The sequence below is a fragment of the Streptomyces sp. NBC_00210 genome, assembly GCF_045160975.1.
GTDB lineage: Bacteria > Actinomycetota > Actinomycetes > Streptomycetales > Streptomycetaceae > Streptomyces.
In genome coordinates this window covers 4,966,634-4,987,238 of the sequence record NZ_CP108120.1, presented here as the reverse complement: position 1 = coordinate 4,987,238, position 20,605 = coordinate 4,966,634, and the positions used below count along the sequence as shown (strand labels likewise).

Annotated in this window: 17 protein-coding genes and 1 tRNA gene; 7 read left to right on the top strand and 11 right to left on the bottom strand. The window is 70.0% G+C overall.

Annotation, left to right across the window (positions count from 1 at the left end):
• Window positions 1–62 precede the first annotated feature (62 nt).
• Complete coding sequence (locus OG729_RS22725; protein WP_360867451.1) at window positions 63–1,184, bottom strand: CapA family protein; 1,122 nt, start codon at window positions 1,182–1,184, stop codon at window positions 63–65.
• A gap of 158 nt (window positions 1,185–1,342) precedes the next feature.
• On the opposite strand from OG729_RS22725, the gene OG729_RS22720 reads away from it, so the two are divergent.
• Window positions 1,343–1,415: transfer RNA gene (locus tag OG729_RS22720), tRNA-Arg, on the top strand.
• Between the two features lie 215 nt (window positions 1,416–1,630).
• On the opposite strand, the gene OG729_RS22715 is transcribed toward OG729_RS22720, so the two are convergent.
• The 5 genes from OG729_RS22715 to OG729_RS22695 form a co-directional block, all read right to left on the bottom strand.
• Window positions 1,631–2,101 (bottom strand): hypothetical protein, encoded by a 471-nt coding sequence (locus OG729_RS22715; protein ID WP_405807884.1) that lies wholly within the window; start codon window positions 2,099–2,101, stop codon window positions 1,631–1,633.
• Window positions 2,102–2,212: 111 nt separating this feature from the next.
• The gene (locus tag OG729_RS22710; protein WP_405807883.1) at window positions 2,213–2,902 is read right to left on the bottom strand and encodes a hypothetical protein; all 690 of its coding nucleotides are present in this window, start codon (window positions 2,900–2,902) and stop codon (window positions 2,213–2,215) included.
• Window positions 2,899–4,551 (bottom strand): polyprenyl synthetase family protein, encoded by a 1,653-nt coding sequence (locus OG729_RS22705; RefSeq protein WP_405807882.1) that lies wholly within the window; start codon window positions 4,549–4,551, stop codon window positions 2,899–2,901. The genes OG729_RS22710 and OG729_RS22705 overlap by 4 nt, the downstream gene beginning before the upstream one ends.
• Entirely contained in the window at window positions 4,544–5,629 is a 1,086-nt protein-coding gene (locus OG729_RS22700; RefSeq protein WP_405807881.1) for a hypothetical protein, read from the bottom strand. Before OG729_RS22700 ends, OG729_RS22705 begins: the two co-directional genes overlap by 8 nt.
• A 190-nt stretch (window positions 5,630–5,819) precedes the next feature.
• On the bottom strand, window positions 5,820–7,379 hold the full coding sequence (locus OG729_RS22695) for a serine/threonine protein kinase (protein ID WP_405807880.1): 1,560 nt from the start codon (window positions 7,377–7,379) through the stop codon (window positions 5,820–5,822).
• Between the two features lie 632 nt (window positions 7,380–8,011).
• Here OG729_RS22695 and OG729_RS22690 point away from each other — a divergent pair.
• Both OG729_RS22690 and OG729_RS22685 read left to right on the top strand, forming a co-directional pair.
• Window positions 8,012–8,626, top strand: a complete 615-nt coding sequence (locus OG729_RS22690; RefSeq protein ID WP_405807879.1) for a hypothetical protein — start codon at window positions 8,012–8,014, stop codon at window positions 8,624–8,626.
• 20 nt (window positions 8,627–8,646) lie between these two features.
• Window positions 8,647–9,510 carry a choice-of-anchor K domain-containing protein gene (locus tag OG729_RS22685; protein WP_405807878.1) on the top strand — a complete coding sequence of 288 codons (864 nt, stop codon included), beginning with the start codon at window positions 8,647–8,649 and terminating at the stop codon, window positions 9,508–9,510.
• A 390-nt stretch (window positions 9,511–9,900) separates the two neighbouring features.
• On the opposite strand, the gene OG729_RS22680 is transcribed toward OG729_RS22685, so the two are convergent.
• A complete protein-coding gene (locus OG729_RS22680; RefSeq protein ID WP_360867609.1) occupies window positions 9,901–10,233 on the bottom strand; it encodes a carboxymuconolactone decarboxylase family protein in 333 nt (110 codons plus the stop codon).
• Window positions 10,234–10,568: 335 nt separating this feature from the next.
• Between OG729_RS22680 and OG729_RS22675 the strand changes: the two genes are divergently transcribed.
• The gene (locus OG729_RS22675; RefSeq protein WP_360867612.1) at window positions 10,569–10,715 is read left to right on the top strand and encodes a hypothetical protein; all 147 of its coding nucleotides are present in this window, start codon (window positions 10,569–10,571) and stop codon (window positions 10,713–10,715) included.
• A gap of 176 nt (window positions 10,716–10,891) precedes the next feature.
• On the opposite strand, the gene OG729_RS22670 is transcribed toward OG729_RS22675, so the two are convergent.
• Complete coding sequence (locus OG729_RS22670; RefSeq protein ID WP_405807877.1) at window positions 10,892–12,214, bottom strand: hypothetical protein; 1,323 nt, start codon at window positions 12,212–12,214, stop codon at window positions 10,892–10,894.
• A 270-nt stretch (window positions 12,215–12,484) separates the two neighbouring features.
• Here OG729_RS22670 and OG729_RS22665 point away from each other — a divergent pair, with 270 nt between their 5' ends.
• Window positions 12,485–12,778, top strand: coding sequence for a hypothetical protein (locus OG729_RS22665; protein ID WP_405807876.1), 294 nt, complete (start codon window positions 12,485–12,487; stop codon window positions 12,776–12,778).
• A gap of 39 nt (window positions 12,779–12,817) precedes the next feature.
• On the opposite strand, the gene OG729_RS22660 is transcribed toward OG729_RS22665, so the two are convergent.
• The 3 genes from OG729_RS22660 to OG729_RS22650 all read right to left on the bottom strand — a co-directional run bounded on the left by OG729_RS22660 (window position 12,818) and on the right by OG729_RS22650 (window position 18,522).
• Window positions 12,818–13,588: an adhesin gene (locus OG729_RS22660; protein ID WP_405807875.1), complete on the bottom strand. Its 771-nt coding sequence runs from the start codon at window positions 13,586–13,588 to the stop codon at window positions 12,818–12,820.
• Between the two features lie 247 nt (window positions 13,589–13,835).
• On the bottom strand, window positions 13,836–15,650 hold the full coding sequence (locus tag OG729_RS22655) for an MFS transporter (RefSeq protein ID WP_405807874.1): 1,815 nt from the start codon (window positions 15,648–15,650) through the stop codon (window positions 13,836–13,838).
• A 187-nt stretch (window positions 15,651–15,837) separates the two neighbouring features.
• Window positions 15,838–18,522, bottom strand: a complete 2,685-nt coding sequence (locus tag OG729_RS22650; RefSeq protein WP_405807873.1) for a serine hydrolase — start codon at window positions 18,520–18,522, stop codon at window positions 15,838–15,840.
• Window positions 18,523–18,743: 221 nt separating this feature from the next.
• On the opposite strand from OG729_RS22650, the gene OG729_RS22645 reads away from it, so the two are divergent.
• Window positions 18,744–19,478 carry a GPP34 family phosphoprotein gene (locus OG729_RS22645; protein ID WP_360867630.1) on the top strand — a complete coding sequence of 245 codons (735 nt, stop codon included), beginning with the start codon at window positions 18,744–18,746 and terminating at the stop codon, window positions 19,476–19,478.
• 246 nt (window positions 19,479–19,724) lie between these two features.
• Window positions 19,725–20,582: a helix-turn-helix transcriptional regulator gene (locus OG729_RS22640; protein ID WP_360867632.1), complete on the top strand. Its 858-nt coding sequence runs from the start codon at window positions 19,725–19,727 to the stop codon at window positions 20,580–20,582.
• Window positions 20,583–20,605 lie beyond the last annotated feature (23 nt).

The window sequence follows — 20,605 nt, the reverse complement described above, 5'->3', positions numbered from 1 at the left end:
CTCTCTAAGCGCTTGCTCAGTACGAGCGGGACGCTATTCCCCGTTCCCGGCCCCGTCAAGGTTCATGTACCGGCCACCCAGAGCACACCGTCGGCCTCCAGTCCGACGCGCACCCCGAAGCCCCGGCTGACCCGGTCGAGCGTCGCCCGCAGCCACTCGCGGTCTTCGCCCGAGGCGCGCCGGAGCCGCATCCGCCGGGACTGCATTGCTGCCATCCGTACGCCGGCGGTGCTGCCGGTGCTGCCGGTGTCCGGCTCCACCGAGACGAAGTACAGCAGCCGCAGATCGTCCCGGAACTGCTCGTAGCCGGTGATGCCTTCGTAGTCGTCGATGAAGTCGCCGCAGCCGTACAGGATGAGCTTCCCGCGGTACAGCTCCAGGGGGCGGGGATGGTGCGACGAGTGCCCGTGCACGACATCGACACCACCGTCGATCAGCGCATGCGCGAAACGGACCTGCCCTCTGGGGATTCCGTACCCCCAATTGGATCCCCAGTGGACGGAGGCGACCGCCACGTCGCCCGGTCGCTTCATCTGCCGCACCCGGCGGACGATCGAGGCCGCCGCGGCGTCCGACGGCGCCGCCACGAAGTCGACACCGGCCAGGCCCTCACCGGCGGCCCAGCTCCGCGGAATACCGCTGGACGCCATCCCGAAGGAGAAGACCAGCACCCGCGCACCACCACGGACGGCGACCACCGCGGGCCGCCGCGCCTCGTCCACATCACGCCCGGCCCCCGCCGTCCGCAGACCCGCTCCGGCCAGGGAGTCGAGCGTCTCCTGAAGCCCCCGGCGGCCGAAGTCCAGCACATGGTTGTTGGCAAGCGCACAAACGTCGGGCCGGGCAGCGACCAGGCAGGGCAGGTTGGCCGGATGCATCCGGTAGTGGACCGCCTTGCCCACAGCGAAGTCGCCGCTCCGCGTGACGCTCGTCTCCAGATTCACCACCCGGACATCGACCGCGGCCTCGTCGAGCACCTCCAGGGCATCGCCCCAGGGCCAGGAGTACCCGACGGGCCGCGGGACGGGCCCGTTCGCGGCCTCCGCGAGCTCCACATAGGACCGGGCGTCAGGGGTGTACTGCTCCCACAGGGTCGCATCACCGGGGTGGGGAAGGATCTGATCGACACCGCGCCCGAGCATGACGTCGCCGCAGAGGAACAGCGTCACAAGGTCCCCGCGCATGTGTCCACGCTAAGTCGCGCGGAAGAGGGGAGCGGAAACCACCTGCAAGCCACGTGGATGCGCGACCGCCGACCACGGCTTGACCTGCAGGAACGGAAACCTTGCAAGGTAGGAGTCCGTATCCGCTAGGCTGGTCGCCGGACCTCACCGGGTCCTCCGCCTTCGTAGCTCAGGGGATAGAGCACCGCTCTCCTAAAGCGGGTGTCGCAGGTTCGAATCCTGCCGGGGGCACACGATGAAGGGCCAGCTCCGGAGGATTTCCCTCCCGGGCCGGCCCTTCGCCGTATACGGTGCCGTGCCACTCACGTGCCACTACATCCGGGCGGAGTCCTTGTCGGCCTTGCCCGAGGGGTCTCCCCCGCCGTCGCGGATCATCGCGCCGAGGCGTTCGGCGTGGCTCCGGGCTGAGCGCCGAAGCCACCGATGGGCTGGTTTGTCAGTGGAGGTCAGTCCTCGTCGGGGCCGAGGACGCGGCCCTTGAGCTTGACGGGGTTGGCGGTGCCCACCCGGAGCTCGCCGTCGGTGTAGCGGCCTGGCGTCACGCCGTCGATGGCGGTGACCTGGGCCGCGTAGCCGAGGCACTCCTGGTTGGTGGACAGATACGGGTTGTGGGTGAAGGTCAGCGTGCGGCCTCCGTCGGCGAGGGTGCCCTGGGTGGTCTTGAGGTTGCCCTTCGCCTGGAGCGTGTTGACGTCGTGGTAGGACCAGGAGAGCCAGCCGGTGAAGACGAAGCCCTTGGGTGCCTTGAGGTTGAAGGTGATATCGCCGGGGTTCACCGGGTCCGGGACGGTGCTGAGGATGCCGAAGCTGAGGTGGGCCGGCACCCCTCCCGGCGCGTCCTCGACGATGCCCTGCTGGAGGATGTACAGCTTGCTCTCTGCTCCCGGCTGAACGGGTGCCTGGGTCTGCGTGGTCATGGTTTCCCTTCCGTGGGTGGTGGGTGGTGTCCGCGTGGGCGGATCCGCCGGTGGCGGGCTTGGGGGTGGGCTCGCTCATGGGCCGCCGGCGCCGAAGACGGACCCCTTGAGCTAGGTGGGGGGCGCAGTGGCGGTGGGCGCGTGGTCGGCCAGGAGCGGGCCGAGGACGACGAGGGCGCCGAGAACGATGTCCTCGTAGAGGTAGAACCCTGCTTCCAGGGGCGGCAGTTCGTCATCGCTGCCCTCGGCGTCGGTGTCCGGGGCGGTGTCGTGTCCGGTGCCGTTGCCGGTCTCGTCCTGGGGTGCGGGCGTGCCGAGCAGGTCGGTGAAGTCCTGCGCGGCGCCCTGGAGGGCGGCGCGGGCGGTGGTGGCCAGCAGGCGCAGGGGGAGCTCGAGGGCGGCGGTGGTGCGCTGACCGGGGATCAGCTTCGTGGCGGCGGGTACCTCCGCGGTGGTGGCGGCGAGCCACTGCACGGGCAGGGTGCAGGTGGAGATGATCCGCTCGGCGGACATCAGGGGCGGGGGGGCGCCGTGGACCATGAGGTCCTCCCACTCCATGAGGTCGAAGAGGAACTGGCCGCCCTTGTAGAGGGGCCAGGGCCGGACCGTGTCGAGCAGGACGCGGGCGCGTGCGGGTTCGCGTTGGCGCAGGGCCAGGCCGTGCCGGGCCAGGGTGCACAGGCACTGGCGCAGACAGCTGTTGACCTGGCCGAGGAAGGCGAACGCCCGGTGGTCGGTCGGGGTCAGCGGGCCGGTGGCGGTGGGGTCGGCCGGCGGGGGTGTGGTCGTGGTGGTGGTCATAGTGGCCTTGAGGTGACGTAGTGGGCGATCTGCCGCAGGACGGCTTTGCCTTCGTTCTCGGGCATGGCGCGCAGGTCTTCTTCGAAGCGCGCGATGCCTTCGGCAGCGAGCCGGTCGGCGAGGTCGGTGGCGTATTCGATGGAGCCGTGCCGCCGCATGGCGGCGAGGAGTTCCTCGGCGTGCTGCTGGGTCTTGTCGGTACGGCGTTGGCGCAGGACGTCGAAGAGGCGGGGGCGCTCGTGGGTGTACGCGGTGCGGAAGAGGTGGATCAGCATCACGGTGCGCTTGCCTTCGAGCAGGTCCCCGAGGGGCTCCTTGCCGTAGAGGGCCTCCTCGCCGACCAGGTTCAGGATGTCGTCCTGGATCTGGAAGGCGATGCCGATCAGGCGGAACGCCTCGTCGAACCGGCCCAGTACGGCAGGGTCGGTGACGCCGGCGCAGACGGCGCCGATGCGGCACGGGCTGATGCAGGTGTACCAGCCGGTCTTCTTGGTGCTCATCGTGAAGTAGGCGTCGTCGGCCTCGGGGACGACTTCGTGGCGGATCCAGCCCAGTTCCATGGCCTGGCCCTCGATGGACTCCCGGCACATGTGCATCGCCTCGTGGATGAGGCCGAGGGTGCGGGCCAGGCCGAGTGTTTCGAGGTTGGACAGCACGGCGTCGACGGCGAGCAGGTTCAGCCCGTCGCCGACGTTGACGGCCAGGCCCAGGCCGTGTTCCTCGTGCATGGTCGGCAGGCCGCGCCGATGGGTGGACTCGTCGGCGATGTCGTCGTGGACGAGGAAGCCGTTGTGGAACAGCTCCAGCGCGGCGGCGGCGCGTACGGCGTCATCGGGACGTCCGCCGAAGGCGGCGCAGGCCGCGATGGTGAGGGTGGGCCGCAGGCCCTTGCCCTGCCGGGCGGGGTATGAGCGCATGAGGTCGTACAGCTCGGCGCGCGGCTCGCGGTCCGGCAGCAGCCGTTCGATCTCCTCGTTGGTGCGTGCCCGGCACCGGCGCATGGTCTCCATCAGGTCCGCGTCGCGGACGGTGTCCTCCAGTGACCAGCTGGTGCTGGTGCGTCCGTCCCACAGCGGGCGCGGGGCCCTGACGGTGGTGTCGCCGATCAGTGCGGGCGGTGCGGGCGCTTCCTCGGGGGAGCGCCGGGCGAGGAAGTCCAGCGCCGTCCAGTCGACCGGCTCGGCGGCCGGCTCCAGGGCGGCGGGTGCCGCACTTCCCCACAGTTGGGGGGCCTGCTCGCGGTAGGCGCCCCAGAGTTCCTGCATGCTGCGCAGGCCCGCCGCGCGCTGGGACAGCAGCGTGAAGGCCCGCCACACGGCGAGGGTGTCCTCCTGGGAGCCGCGGACGTCGAGGCTGTCGGGCAGGACCTGGTCGACGGGTGGGCGCTGGAGGTCGAACAGCAGGTTCATGGCCCGGTTGTCGAAGGCGACCTCGACGTCGGGATCCGGGCAGCGGTCCTGGTGTACGACGATACGGCTGTGCCGCGCGCTGAGCGTGGCGTGGCTGCCGTCGTTGAAGTGCAGGCCGAGCCGGATGTCGCGCAGCTGGTCGGCGGCGGCGGCGAGGATGGCCGGCGCCCGGTCGGACAGGGCGGCGACGGTCTCGTCCAGCAGCCGGGAACCCGTGAACGCGGGCATGGTCTCAGTCATGGGCACCACCGGCGAACTCCACGATGCCCTCGGTGTGAAAGCCGATACGGCGTCCGCCGATACGGCCCTCCACCGTGCACGGGCCGAGGGTCTCGTGCACGCTGAACGGGTGCAGGCTCGTCTCGGACGGGTTGGCGATCCGGCCCGCCGTGTGCGAGCGGAAATCGAGGACGAGACGGTCGTCGCCGAGCCGGGCGGTGATCAGCAGCCGGCCGGGCACCTCGGCCATCGACGGGGTGCCCAGCATGTCCGCCAGCGGCGGCACCATCGCCACCCGGTCGCGGTCCAGGCTGCCGCTGACCGCGACCCGCAGGTTGCGGCGCGGAAAGTGGCGGATCATGCGCCCGTCGCGCCACAGCATCACCGACCCGTTGGCCGCGTCCGCCGGACGCGCGGGCTGGATCAGGGTGAAGACCACAGCCGAGGGCGGGGCGGCATCGGCCGGGCCCGAAGGGTCGTTGACGAATCCGAACACCCAGCCCCCGAGCGTGGGCCAGGACCAGCGGCCGCGTACCCGTTCGTGGTAGCCCAGCAGGTCCGTCGCCGTGACCGTGCCGTCGCCGTGCCGCACGGTACCGGTGCCCAGGACGCCGGGCTCCGACTGCCACCGCAGGTGTTCGTCCTCGCCGAAGGGCGCGCACTGCGAGGTGCACGGCCTGCTGGTCCGGGTCAGCCGCACATCGGCCGCTGGTGCCGCCGACCGGGCCGCCACCCGGAACGCGCCGGACTCGCCGTGCGGATGCGGTAACCGGAACGCCGACCAGGGCAGTTCGGGCTGTTCGGCGTTGAACTGCGTCGCACTCCAACCGTGCCCCTCCGCGTAGACGAGAAGGATCGCCATGTGCTGCCCCTCGGCCGCCGTGCCGGTGCCGCTGCGCCGTCCGGTGGCCGGAGCGCCCGGATCCACGAAGACCGCGCCGGTGGAGGACCCCAGGACGGACAGGTTGGCGATCAGGGCTTGCCGGCCGCACCGGGACAGGAACGCGTAGTGCAGCCATTTGCGGTCGAGTGGATGGGCGAGCGGGGCATGCGGGAAGGGGCCCGGGGGCCCGAGCCTCGTGAGGGTCGGCGTGGACACGTTTCGAAGCTAACGCACTGCATCCCAACCGTCACACTTCGTGACGATCAGGCGAGTGACCTGGGAGCACAGAAACGTTCACTTCCGTATTCGAGGTTTGAAACCGCAAGGAGCCGTCCATGGCGGACAATCCGCCACAGACGGCTCAAGGTCCCGCGCAAGCCTTCTCGCCGAGCGGGTCCGGGGTCGCTCAGTCCTCGTCGTCCCCGAGGACGCTTGCTTTCAGGCGTACTTCCGGCTGGCCCGCGATCACCGCTCGTCCGTCGCTGTACCGGCCCGGCTCGGCATCCGTCCCGGCCCGGACGCCGAGGGTGTACACCAGGGCCACCGCCGGATTGCCGGGAGTGTTCAAACGGGGTTCGTCCGTCACGGACAGCGACCTGCCGCCCTCGAGCACCGCTGCCGTCGGCTCCGGAGCGGCGACCACGGAACCTTCAACGCGGTAGTACGCGCACGTCGCCCGGCCGTCGAAGACGAGACCCGTGGGAGCGTTGAAGCTGTGCTTCACGCGCCCGGGGGCCCAGGCATCAGTGGACGAGACCCGTACGTGGATCAACTCGCTGCCGCCGCGCGGGATTTCCACCCCGACTTCCTGGCGTACCAGCAGCCGCGCGGCCGTCGCCGCGGCGGGAGCCCGGTCTGCGTCCTGAGCGCTTTCGGCTTCTCCGGCCGGTTCCGGATTCTCGTCCGGTTCCGGCTCGGTGGCCTGGGAGTGAGCCGTGGTGAGGGGCAGGGCCGCGATCCGGTGGTGGAAGTTGTCCGCCACGAGCAGTCGCCCGGCCGGGTCCACGGCCAGACCGCACGGATAGGCCAGCGAGCCGCCGACGGCCGTCTCTGCCGCCTCATCGGCCTCCGCCGCCGGGTCCGGCCCCGCGACGACGCGGGCCACTCCGTCGGCCAGCCGCCATACGCGGTGTCCGTTCATGTCGGCGACGTGGACGGCCCCCTCGGCGTCGACCGCCACGGCGCACGGGGCACTCCAGTCGACCGCCGTGGCGCCGGCGTTCCCGTACGGCGGTCCCGCGAGCACACGAAGAGTCCCGTCCGTGCCCAGCAGCAGCACCCGACGGCCCACCGGGTCGGCGATATACAGCTGCCCCGACGCGTCGGCCGCCAGACCCGCGGGCAGGAACGCCTCGCCCGCGTCGGCCACGCCGGAGCGTCCGGATGTCTCGACGACCGTGCTGATGACACCGTCCCTGCCGACCCTGCGCACCCTGGGGCTGCCCGCTTCGCCGACGTACAGCGATCCGGCGCCGTCCACAGCCAGGGCGCACGGGGCGTCCAGCCGGGCGCGGTCGGCGGGGCCACCGTCGCCGTCGCCGCCCCGGGAGCCGTCTCCCGCAACGGTGTCGATGACGCCCGAGGGGTCGATCCGGCGGATCCGGTGGTTCATCTCGTCGGCGATGAGCACACCTCCGTCCGCGTCGACCGCGACGGCGGCCGGGAAGCCCAGGCGGGCCCGCACCGCGTCCGCGCCGTCCCCGGCGAACCCCCGCAGCCCGTCCCCGGCGACCGTCGTCATCACGCCGGAGCCGTCGATCCGGCGAACCCGGTGGTTGGCATGGTCGGCGATGAAGACAGCCCCTTGTCCCACGGCCACATCCGCGGGGAAGGCCAACTGTGCTTGCGGCGCCGGCCGCCCGTCCCCGGAGAATCCGGCGGTGCCGTTTCCCGCCACGGTGACCAGCGGGTCGTGCCCGTCCGGGGAGACCGGCTCCCGCATCCGGGCTGCGGCCTTCGCCGTCACGCCGTCACCATCCGGCACCGTCGCAGTGACGCCTGGGCGGCGTCTCTCACCTTCCACGGCTTCGTCACCCGCATGTCCGTCTCCTTTCCGAGCCGTTACTGACACCCCCTGCATACCGGCCGGGCCACACCCTCAGGAGCAGCGCACCGAGCGCTCCACCCGCACGAGGGAGGTCCGCCGGGGACGCACCAGTCAGGAGCCGCTGGGGACGGGCTGCGGGGGGTCCGGCCCAGGCAGACGGTCGCGGGCGCCGACGACTTCAGCGGGCGCGGGGCTGCTGGGCTGCGCGTCCGTGCGCCCCCGCGAGCCTCAGCTCCACCCGAAAAAGTGACGCAGAATCGATCCCGCATTCGCAAACGGGGGAACGACGGCATACCGCCCGCGGGCCCGGGCTAAGCATGGACGCGGATGACGGCTCGGTGCATGCCGATTGCCTGCGCAATGCCCCGGCCGAAGCCACCGGCGGCGTCCTGCGTTCCGTCTCCCGGACACCACTCTCATGACGTCCCGTGCTCCGTGAACCGCATGGCATGCGGTGCCAGGCCCTGCCCGTCGCCTGCGGGCCGGGGTGATCCGCGCCAGGACGTCCCTTTCACCGCACGCTTCGATCACAGCCCCAGGAGGACTCGGAGATGGCCACTGAAGTGCAGTCCGCGAAGAAGGAAGCCTACAAACGGGGAGAGGAACAGGGGCGGGCCGACGCGCTCGCCGGACGCCCGCACGCCGACCCGCCGCGCGACGGCACACGCGGCGAGAAGGACAACTACGCGAACGGCTACGACTGGGGCTACGAACAGGGCCGTGCGCAGAAGCTGGACCTCGTGGTGTGGCAGGAAGGCGGGGTCGAGGACGCCCCCGGTGGCCTCGGCGCCACCATCAACATCTGCGTCCGTACGCCGAACTGGAGCGAAACCGTCGACGCCGGTGAACGGGAGCACGTCTTTACCGCCCCCACCGGATTCCGCTGGAACGGCATGGTGGGCGCCCAGTACAAGCGCATGGACCAGACCACAGGCGGCAGCCTGCCGCCGGTCCAGGCCAGGGTGAGCGAGGACGGGCGCACGCTGACCTTCACCTACCACGTGCACTTGAACACGACCGACCAGGACAAGGACTGCGTCGTCTACACCTGCGGTCTCGAAGCCGTCGACGGCGCCAGGCTCGGCCGCTTCACCGACGGCGTCGCCCAGATCGGCACCGCGCCCCCGGCCAAGCTCAAGGCCGAGGTCATCGAGGACGAGGACTGAGAGAGCAGGAGTCAGACACCATGACCACCGTCGTCACCTCCGGCGTCTTCCCGACCACCACCCCTGCCATCTCCCCTGTCGACGGGCTGGGCACCGCGGACGTCAGGTGGGGCAGCAGCGGCTCCCAGAGCGGGTACCAGTTCCGCGGTTCGGCCGCGGACGTCCAGCTCGACGGCACCGAGTTCGTCGTCGGTACCTTCGTGCACCGCAATCTCCCCACCAACGTCAGCCCGAGCCAGTTCAACGTCATGCTCGCCGTCACCGTCATGTTCGAGGACGGCAGCACGACCGATCTGAACTTCGCCTTCCATCACAACGAGACACCCAACAGCACCGGCAGCAGTCCCGTGGATGACGATCTGGTCGATCTGCAGGAGTTCATCCACCCTCAGCCGGTCACGATCGACGGGAAGCAGTACAGGGCGGTCCTGAGCGGGTTCAAGCGGGGCGGCCAGATCGTCCGGCAGTTCCGCAGCCCCGAGGGCGGAGTCAACTTCGCCGAGGTCGTCTGCATGTTCACCTTCGACGAGCCGGACGTGATCATCTCCGACCTGCGCTACCTGGGCAACGGCACGGGCCAGCCCGACGAATACATCGAGATCTTCAACAAGGGCGGCGCGCCCCAGGACCTGACCGGCTGGGTCGTGGAGAGCAAGCCCACCGGGCACGTCTACACCTTCCCCCCGGGGACGGTCATCCAGCCCGGCCAGCGCTACCGGGTCTACACCAACGAGATCCGCCAGGATTCCGGAGGATTCTCCTTCGGTTCCGCCGAGGAGGTCTGGCGTGACGAGGGCGGCATCGGCCGCCTGGTCCACGATGGCTTCGTCGTGGACCAGTACCCCTACCTCGACAAGGGCTTCAACAAGACCGGCACGCCGTAGCGGGGGCATCGCCTTACCGGGACTGGTGAGGCCGGCTTCGGCCCCACCAGTCCCGGTAGGACAGCTCGCGCCTCTTGTTGTGCGCATCTCAGGCGGCCGCCGCCGGAACGGATTCAGCACACCCTCGAACTGGCCCTTTCGTACGATCGCTCCCAGCCGCTCGGAGGCACTCTGTTACTCGCCGCGCTGCTCGCCGTCCAGAGATTGGCCCGTCGGCGGCCCAATCGGCGTCCGGTGGATGGCTCGACGGCCAGCGCCGTTGGCGACCCGCGTGAACAAGCCTGGGCTGTCTGAGCGGCGGCACGGGATGGCGCCATGTCCTGCTCAGCCGTCGGCCGCGCCGATCATCGATGCCGGGCGCGGCTGTGGCTGCAGACCTCGGCGACGTCTCTACGCTCGGCCCTTGGCCTCGGCGTCGGCGTCGGCGACAGCGATCGCGACGCCGAGCGCCTTGGCGATGTTGCCGGCTGCCGTCATGACCCGGGCTGTGCCCACGATGGGGGCGATGGCGACCAGGACATCCTGCAGCTGGTCGGCGGTCATACCAGCCTGGATGGCGGGGTCGATGTTGGCGACGTAGGAGATCGGCGGAGCGTCCGAGGCGGCGAGGGCCGCGATGCGGGTGAGCATGAACATGTCCGGGGTCAGCCCGCACCGCTCAACCGAGTCGACCGTCATCGCGGCGAGGGTGTCCAGTACGGGGGTTTCAGATGCTGTGGCCATGGTGGAGGGTCTCCTGTTGGTGTCGTGACGAGGATCAGCGGGCGGAAGAAGGGCTCCGCATCCCGGTGCAGCGTCTACTGCTCGACCGTAAGTCCGTTCCACGCGGATTGCCTGTCGAGGGAATCGTCCGAGGAGGGAGGCAGATGGGCGGCGACAGGACGGAACCTGCGACCCGCGCGGTGCAGCCAAGTGCGCTGTGAACGTTGGGGCGTCCAGGTGAGGGGGACACTGATCCCATGGCCCTACCCAAAACGCATCATTGCTCGGCCTGCTCGGACGATGCCTCGCCGGAGACAGTCCTTCACGAAGACCTCGTCGTCGGAGCACCGCTGTCCATGGATGATCTCACTGAGGAGCAGCGCCTCGACCGGTTCGCCCGCAAGTACGCGCACGACGGCTGCCAGGTCAGAGAAGTCCGGCGGGTCCCACACGACAGCTTGAGCGGCTACGCCTGGTCCGTCCGCTTCGTCGAGAGTTCCTGACAACCCATCGCGGGACATTCCCGGGAGGATGCCCCTCAGGAGGCGCAGCAGGCCAGAAGCCCTTCTGCCCAACAGGACAGGAGGGCTTTCGGCTTGCGGCCGCCCGCCCACTGCTCAGCCGTCGCCACGTGGGTGTACGTCGACGAGCTCCTGCAGCGGCTGCACGCCGTCCTGGCTCAGGACTTGCCGAGCTTCAGGTCCCCGATCACCCCGATCCGGATGCCCAGCCACGGATACGTGTGGTTGTAGAAGACGTTGTCCTGCGGTTGGGGTCCGACCGCCGAGGGCCACAGCTGGTAGGCCGGGGCGTTGGAGATTCCGCCGTGCAGCCGCCGCCAGACCCGCACGGAGTTCCCTCCGAAGGGGGGCGGCGTGATCGTGTCGGTCCATTCGACCGCGTTGCCGCCCTGGTCGAGCGTGCCCCACGGCGACGTGGTCCTGGCCTGGCCGACCGTGCTGAGGCTGCCTTCGTAGAGGTCGGCATAGATGAAGGGGTCCAGCCCGATCGGGTTGACGGTGGCACAGGCCTCGGGATGCAGCTGGCCCGGGCACCAGCTCGGGGCCGGCTGGTTGGCGGCGTGGAACGAGGCCAGTGGCTGGTTCGCCGCGTTGGTGACATCGCCGGTGGTGGGATTGAGGACGGTGGGGTTCGGGGCCGTCGCGTCACCGTCTCCGAAGACTCCCGGGTTGGTCGGGTACTTCCAGTAGGAGAAGGTGCCGCCGCCGCTCGGGTCGTAGTAGGCCGCCTTGATCCACTCGTCCTGGCTCGGCACGACGAAGCCGGAATCATGGGCTCGGGTCGCATTCCGCCGGGCCAGGTCGTACATCCCTCGGTCGGTCCGTGCCGACAGTCTGACCTGGTAGGTGACGTAGCTGAAGCCGCCGTTGCGGCCGGTCTGCCTGGAGATCACCCGACCGTTGTAGAGCGAGTTGACGAAGCGCGCGGCCCGCAGGAAGTTCGAGAACCCGTACGGCTTGTTCGCCCATTCCGGAAAGGCCACCGAGTAGTGGCGGCCGTTGCCGGCCCGGGCGGAGAGGTTGATCTGGCCGTACTTCGGCCACGCCGACGAGCTCTCGGTGTCGTCATAGAGATGGAGGCGGTTGCGTCCCTCGGGATCGACGGTGTTCAGGAACGCCACCCACTGCGCGACGGTGACCTCGAGTTTCCCGATCTCGTACGGGTAACTCACGCCGCCGACCGTCAGACACTCGGTCGAGGACTGAGGGGCATCGGCGCACGACTCGTAGATGGCGTCCTTGAACGGGAGAATGCCGACCGAGGGATTGCCGGGCGCGCCCACCTTGGCGGTCGTCAGTGTGATGACCGCGCCTTCACGGGAGGGGCCGCCCCCGGGGGGATTCGGCTCGGCGGCAGCGGCACCGGAGCCGGCGATCGCGCACGGAGCGAGCAGCGCCGCTGCCCCGCACGTCGCTACGAGGGCCCTGCGTAGGCGAGTGCGACTGGAAACGAAGTACATGGGCATACCCTTTTCGGCCATGGCAGCCCGCTCCTCCGGCAAGGCACAGCGCGGAGCGGCCCGACGATCACACAACGGTCGACGTCACGCTAGCCCCGTCCGCCACTCTCCGCTTCCGGTGCATCACGGGATGTCACCGAAACATCGCACTCCCGGGAGCGAGTAGACCCCCAGGGACCTGTCACGCGGAGCCGTTCGGAGTACTCCGGAGGAGCGCCGGCCCCTGTGCGAGTGACACCTCATTGCACAAAGCCGGGGTTACGGAGTCCGCTTCGGGCCTAGGGTCTGCCCATGAGCCAGTACGCCACAGCGATACAGGACGAAGCAGAAGGACACGAGCACTTCGGGCCGAGCGGGCACGACATCCGTCAGCCCGTCCGCGTGCATGCGGTTCGCTGGCCCGATCCCGGCGGCACGGGGTGGGAAGAGGCCAGCACCATGTGCGGGCGTCCGGCGGCCGGGATGGAGAGGGCCGTGCACACGGCTCCCGATCCCACCGCCTGGCACGCGCCCAGGTGGGACCTGCTGAAGTGCGGCACCTGCGACGAGGCCGTGCAGGCCGAGACCGCCACCGCGCAGCGTTAGGGATGCAGGCTGCCGCCGCGCAGCGTCAGGGGTGCAGCGTCACGGGGTGCACTCCGCCCGCATCTGCGCCGCCGCATGGTGTGCCCCTTCGCGGTCACCCCCGAAGTCCTTGCCACGGTCGACCAGCTGGACCGCCAGCTGCTGGTTGCGGACCGGGATCTTCGCCAGGGTCAGGCCGCGGCCGCGCAATGACGTCTGGTCGATCTCGAAGGACCTGATCGTGCTGTCCTCGTCGTCTGGGTCTGCCAGGACGTGGTACGTCGTCGGATCGCCCGCCACGTCCTGGTCGCGGGGGGTCTTCGGGATGACCACGGCCACCGAGCAGGTCGTATAGCCGCTGCCCACGTACCAGGACCACGTCGCCCTGCCGTTGCCGTCTTTGGTTGCGCTGCCCGACATGGGGACCGCGGTGAAGCTGCCGTCGCAGCCGTCGCCCTTGTGCCCACCCGTGCTCACCGTGTACCAGCCGTCGAAGCCGTCGCTGAAGCGGCCGGTCTCGCGGTAGAGGCCGCCGCCGGTGCAACCGGGGCCCGCCCAGGCGGAGTACGGCGGCCGGCTCTGCGGAGGCTTCGCGGTGCCCGGCTTCCCGGGGCCGGAGCCGCTCGGGGAGGGAGTGGCCGACGAATCGGACGGCGAGGTGCCGGGTTCTTCCGTGGGGGCGATGCGCCGCGGCGGGCCGCCGAGGTCGCCCGGGTCGAAGTCGGAGCCGGGGTCGTCGGACGCGTTCGCCGAGCTCGATTCGCCCCCGAACAGCGTGATCGCCGAGACGACCAGTGCAAGGACGGCCAGCACAACCCACCCGGCCAGCATGATCTTTCCGGTTCGGGAGAAAAGAGATACACGTCCTGAAATCGTCTCGCGTGTCACCCAAAACCCGCCCTGGGACCCGTCTTTCACGACGTCGCCACCGCCCGACGTGCTTTCGGGGCACTGCCGCTACCGCACCGTTCGCATCCCATGCCACACCTGAACCACTAGACCAACTACTCGGTATGTCAAGCCTGTCCACTATGCAGCAGCAGCCGGGACCGAGGTAGGCGTTAACGCCGGTAACGGTTCAGCGGAGTTCATCCGGGCACGGAGTGCCACGCGGCAGCTGGTACGGAGCCGCCAGCCGGTACACCCCCGGCGCGGGCGCGAGCAGTTCGGTCCACTCGTCCCCCTCCGCGTCCTCCTCCGCCTTCAGCAGACAACCGTGGAGGTTGGTGAAGGCCTTGGGCCCGTCCTCGCGCTCCTTCGACTCCTCCGTCTCCTGCGGGCCCTTCACCTTCTTGCCCTGCACGTCGACGATGCTCAGCCACGGCGAGTACGGCACCCGGATCAACACCCGGCCCGCGTTCTTCACCTCGATCGTGAGCTCGCCCGCGCCCGCGTGGGCGACGGTCGCCGGCGGGTCGGCCAGTGGAATCGGGTCCTTCACCGCGAACAGCTGCCAGTTCGCGTCGCCCCAGATCCGCGTCAGATACGGCTGCCCCTCGCGGACGAGTCGTGCCTCCTGCTTGGCCCCGCTGGAGTCGGGCGAGCCCTTCGGCAGCACCACATAGTGGACCGCCCAGCGGTCCAGCCAGGCGCGGTAGCCCACCGAGGTCAGCGTCTGGTCGTCGTCGTAGAAGAGCGGATTGCGCTTCATGTCCGCCTGCCGGTTCCAGCCGCGGGCCAGATTGACGTACGGCGCGAGCGCGGACGCCTCGCGGTGGCTGCTGGCGGGGACCACCTCGACCCGGCCACGCTCGGCGCGCAGCTGCTGCAACCGGTTGACCAGCGGCGCGAGCTCACGGCTCCAGGACGCGGCCGGAGCCGTACGCACCATGTCGTCCACGGCCTTGAAGCCGATCCAGAAGTTCAGGCCCGCGAAGGCGATGACGAGCGCGTACCACTTACGGGACTTCGGCACGGTGTACGGCAGTGCCGCCAGCAGCACCACACCCGCGAAGAGCATGGGCAGCCGCGAGATGTTCGAGCCGATCTGGGAGTCGATCGCCCAGGTCAGCAGGGTGCCGAGGGTGTAGACGGCGGCGGCGGTGCGGACCGTGCGCCACTGGTTCGGTACGAGTACGAGGACGAAGACCCCGAAGAGGAACGGCAGCGAGGTCGACCAGAACGACATCGGCTGCGTACCGGAGAACGGGAAGAGCCAGGCGGAGAGTGCCACGACCACGACCGGGGCGACGCCGAGGGCGTACGCGCCTGGTCTGCGCCCGTTCAGGAACAGCGCCGCCGCGACGACGCCGAGGAAGAGGCCTGCGACCGGACTCGACGCGGTGGCAAGGCCTGCGAGCGGGGCAGCGGCCGCCGCCTTCGCCCAGCGTTTCGTCCTCAGGCGATGCGGCCAGCAGAAGACCGCGGCGACCGCGCCCAGCGCGAACATCATGCCGAGACCGAAGGTCACCCGGCCCGACAGGGCATTGCAGAGGAAGGCGAAGACACCGGCGAGTGCGCAGGCCAGCGGGTTACGGACGGCACGGACACGGACCAGGATCAGCGCGGTCAGGGCGGCCGAGACCGTTCCGGCGACCATCATGGTCGAGCGGACGCCGATCAGTGACATCAGATACGGCGAGACGACGCTGTACGAGACCGGGTGCATCCCGCCGTACCAGGCGAGGTTGTACGCGGAGTCCGGGTGACGGCCGACGAACTCGGCCCAGGCGTCCTGGGCCGCGATGTCGCCGCCGCTGTTCGCGAAGAAGAAGAACCAGAGCAGGTGGGTGAGCGCGGCGAGGGCGGTCGCGACGAGCACGGGGTGGCGCGTCAGGCGGTCGCGGACGTCGGCGAGCGGACCGGGATCGGCGCGGCCGGGCACGGGGGGCCGTATTCGCAGCCCCGTGTCGGGGCTGGTGGCGCCCGCCCGTGTCGGCTCAGCGGTGGTCACTGCGGCTCTCCCCGTCTTCCCCGGCTGTGCCGTTGTCCCCCGGCCTGCCCAACCTCCGACGTGCTGCTTGCGGTTGTGCTCACACTGACGTTCCACACTCGAAGACGCTGTCCCGGCGCCTTTGAGTTGCCCGGGACGCTAGCACGCGGGCGTCCCGGAGGCCCCGGGACGCCCGCGCCGTGCAGGCTCAGCCGAGCCGGGTCAGCTTGGCGCCGAATCCAGGTTCCGTCAGGTCCTGCTGGAGCGCGACCGGGGCGGTCACCTTGCCGGTGCCCGCGCCCACGGAGAGCTCGCCGACGACGGTGCCTGCCTTCGCGGAGTGCGGAACCGTCTCTGCTCCGTCCGTGAGCGTGATCGTGACGTCGAGACCGCCCCAGCCGACGGCCTTGAGTTCCTTTGTGGCAACGACGGCGGTGCGGCCGCCGAGGCCGTCGTCCACGTAACCGACGACATCGCCCTTCTTGACGACGGTCGCGGAGGTGACGCCCTTCTGGGCGGCCTTGATCATGGCGATGCTGTAGTCGATCGCCAGGTTCAGCTTGTCGTCGAGAATGGTGGCCTTCTGGGCGCCCATGGCGACACCGACGATGCGGCGTACCGTGCCGTCGACCTCGACGTTGGCGGCCCAGAGCAGATTGCCGCCGGCCGGGGTGGAGGAGCCGGTCTTGATGCCGCCCACTCCCGGCTCCAGCAGGGCCTTGTCGTTGTTGTTGCGGATCGTCCCGTCGATGCCGGGGATCGTCGTCAGCGTCGTGTCCACGATCTTCCGGAACACGTCGTTCTGCATGACCGCCTTGGCCAGCTTGAGCTGATCCTGCGGGGTGGACACGGTGGTGGACTTCAGACCGCTGGGGTCCGTGTAGGTGGAGTTGGTCATGCCGAGGTCCTTGGCGGCGTCGTTCATCTTCTTGACGAACCCGGCCTCGGACTGGGCGTCCCAGCGGGCGAGCAGGCGTGCGGCGTTGTTGCTGGAGGGAATCATCAGCAACTGCAGCATCTGCTTCTCGGTGAACTGCTGGCCCAACGAGAAGTTCGCCCGAGACTCGTCCTTGTTGTTCGACTCGTCGGCCGCCTGCTGGTCGACGGTGATCTTCGGGCCGACTTCCTGCCCCTTGAGGGGGTGGTCCCGGAGGATCACGTACGCCGTCATCGTCTTCGCCACGCTCGCGAGCGGTGCGGGCTTCTGGGCGCCGTACGTGCCGATGCTGCCGACGCCCTCCACCTCGACGGCGCCCTGGCCCTCGTCCGGGAACGGCAGGCTGAGCTTGCCGCCCTTGAAGGTGAAGGTGGACGCCGCGGAGAGGTCGAGCTTGGGGTCGGGGAGCGGGCGCAGAACCTGTACGACCGCAAAGATGATCAGGAGCAGGAGGACGAGGGGCGTCCAGATCTTGACCCGCCGGATGACCGTGCGGACGGGGGTCTGGGGCGGGGGCGGGGTGTTGGTCAGCTCGGCGAGCAGATCGAGCGGCGGGAGCGGCGGCATGGGCTGCTGCTTGGTCCGCTCGGCCTCGGTGAGCGACGCGGGGGCCGCGGCGGCGGCTTCGGGCTTGCTGGGGGCGGGTGTCGCTGAACCTTCGCCCCGCAGCGGCACGAAGGTGCTGCTGCGACCCGCGGGGGCCTCGGGGCGGGACGCCGGGGGCAGCTTGAGGGCGGTGGTGGGGTTGTCGACGGCGGGCCGCCGGGGAGCCTTGAAGACGGCCGTGGGCTGATCGACGGGCTTGTCCTTGACGGACGGAGCGGGCTGCACGTCTGAGGACGCGGAGGCGCTGCCCTTGGCCGCCGGGGTGGGCTTTGCGTCTGCGGACGCGGGGGCGCCGTCCTCGGCGGACGGCGGCGCGGCGGGGGTGGGCGCGTCGTCGTCGGCTTCGTCGGCTTCGTCGGCTTCGTCGCGGTGCGTGGGCTGTGCTTCGGCGGACGCGTCGTCCTTGGCCTCCGCGGGAGCGTCCCCGGCGGGGGCCTTGTCGGCTTCCGCGGCAGTGGCTGCGGCGCCCCCGTCGCCGGAGGTCTCGTCGGCCCGGTCGTCGGTGGCGGTGTCGGTGCCCGTCTCGCCCTCCGGCGCGGGCTCAACATCGGAGGAGGCACCTGCGTCCTCCGCGGCTGCAGCGGACACGCTCGCGTCCGGAGCGTCCTCTGCGTCAGCTGCGCTCGGAGCGTCCTCGGCGTCAGGGGCCTCCGCGACAGGCGCGCCGGGGCCCTCGGAGCCTCCCGCTCCGGCCGCGGCGTCCGAAGGGGCTTCAGCGGCCTCGTCCGGGGTCTCAGCGTCCGACGCAGCCGCGCCCGAGGGGCCCTCCGCGTCAGGCGCGTCCGCAACCTCCGCATCCGGCGCATCGGTATCCGCAGGCGCAACGCCCGACGCGTCGGCACCCGCAGCCGCGGCGTCAGGCGCCTCGACGTCACGAGCCTCACCGTCCGACGCACCCTCGACGGCCGAGTCCGCCGTCTCCGGAGCACCCGCGGCGTCGGGCCCGTCCGACGGGTCCTCCGCGTCTGCCGAGTCCCCGCCGTCCGCCGCGTCCGCCTCCGGAGCGCCCGCGTCTGCCGAGTCCCCGCCGTCCGCCGCGTCCCCCGCGGCGTCGGGCTCCCCCGGCGTGGGCTTCGCGTCGCCGTCGCCGCTCGCGACCCACGCCGCCACCGCCGCCCGCAGCCGGGCGTCGTTCTCCGCCGAGCCCGACTCCGTGCCCGGCTCCGGGGCCGGACCCCGCTCCGGCGGGAGCTTGAAGATCGCCGTAGGCTGGTCGACCTTGGGTGGCGACGCCTGGCGAAACACGGCGAGCCGCGGGTCGCGTTCACCCGAAGTCGTCTCCCCCGACGACTTCCGCTGCTCCGACTTGTCGGGGGACTCGCCCGCCACCGTGCCTCCTCCATGAGTCATGCGCCATGCACCGTACGTACGTATCTACGCGACAACACGGGCGCCGTCACGCGACAGCCCGTGTTGTCCGAACCATCTATCAGTGTCCTGTGTGAGACCGCTGTCCCGGTGCCTAGACGAGAACGACATACCTGCCGGTTCCCATAGAAAACACCCAGGCGCTCTCGACAGATGAATGTGAGAGGGGTCACCCTGTCATTCATCCACGCGGGGAGGCATGGATGGGCAGGAGCCGCAGAACACTTCCGGAGGAGCTACTGCTGCTCGCTCTGGACCCGACCACGGGTACCACAGCGCAGCCGCAGTCGCTCGACCTCGGCCTGGCCGGAGCCCAGCTAGTAGAGCTGGCTCTGGCAGGACGGATAGCCCCAGACGGGGATCGTATCGCCGTGGTGATGCCACGGCCGACTGGAGATCCGACTCTGGACTCCGCACTGGAACTGCTGCGCAGACGCGGCAGTCCGGTACGGGCAGTCCACTGGATTGGCGGGCCCCGACTGGGGCTGCGCCAGATTTACCTCTCGCATCTGGAGCGGTGCGGCATGGTGCATGCCGTGGCGGGCCAGATGTGCGGAGTGCTGCCGACGACTCGCTACCAGGCGACGGACACGGCGATAAGCCGGGACATCAGGGCCCGGCTGGACAGTGCGATCCGCACCGGCGTACCGCCGGACCCGCGGACCGCGGCGCTCGCCGCGCTGGCCCACGCGGTCGGACTTGGCAAGCACCTCTACCCCGGGAACGAAGGGCGTTCCTCGAGGTCCCGGCTGCGGGATCTCATCAGGCACGACCCGATGGGCGGACTCGTGGCGCACGCCGTGATGGACGTTCAGAACGGTGCGGCCGCTCAGCCCCGCCGTAATCCCACCGCTGTGAACGGCAGCCGACAGCCGGCAGCCGTGGCGGCCGCCATGCAGCCACGCCACGGAAGCATGGCCCGCGTCGCCGCGCACTGACGCACCAGCATCCGCACCAGCACCACCAGCAGCAACCGCAGAACCAGCACCACCCGCAGAACCGCCGCACCGACGTCCCCAAGGCCCGGTCCGGGAGCCGCACAGAACGCGCGGGGCAGCCTCACCGCTGCCCCGCGCGTTCGCGTATGTCGTCTGTGTAGCCATTTCGCAGCGGAGCCACGACCATTGGTGGCAGTCTGCTGAGCGGTAGATACGCTCAGCTACGCAGCCGGAGGTGCAGTTTCCGTGGCGTCCAACGTCAACCCCACCGTCAGGCGACGCCGATTGGGCCAGGAGCTGCGCCGGCTTCGGGAACTCAAGGGCATGACGGCCGAAGAGGTGGCGGAGCGCCTGCTTGTCTCGCAGTCGAAGATCAGCCGCCTCGAGAACGGCCGTCGCTCGATCAGCCAGCGCGACGTCCGCGATCTGTGCGGGGTCTATGAGGTCGAGGACCACCGTATCGTCGATTCGCTGATGCAGATGGCCAAGGACTCCCGCCAGCAGGGCTGGTGGCACGCCTTCGGCGACATCCCGTACAGCGTCTACATCGGTCTGGAGACCGATGCCGCGAGCCTGCGGGTGTACGAACCCCAGGTCGTCCCCGGCCTGCTGCAGACCCAGCGCTATGCCGAGGCACTGATCGCCGGTGCGTTGCCCGAAAGCGGCAGCGCCGACGTCGAGAAACGGGTCAGCGTCCGGCTGCGCCGCCAGGAGCGGATCAAGGAGGCTGAACATCCGCTGCGGCTCTGGGCGGTGATCGACGAGGCAGCGCTGCACCGTCTGGTCGGCGACAAGCAGCTGATGCGCGAGCAGCTCGAGCATCTGGTGGAGCTGTCCCAACTGCCGCATGTCACCGTGCAGGTGCTGCCCTTCGACATGGGCGCCCACCCGGGCATTCTCGGCCAGTACGCGATCCTCGAGTTCCCGGACGCCTCCGACTCCAGCGTCGTCTACATCGAGGGCGTGACGAGCGATCTGTATCTGGAGAAGGCCAACGACGTGCAGCGGTACAGCGTCATGTACGAGCATCTGCGCGCCCAGGCCCTGAACGTGGACCAGACCAGGCAGTTCATCGCGGACATCGCCAAGGAGTACGCCCGCTGAAAGGCGCGCCGGCAGGCTTGCAG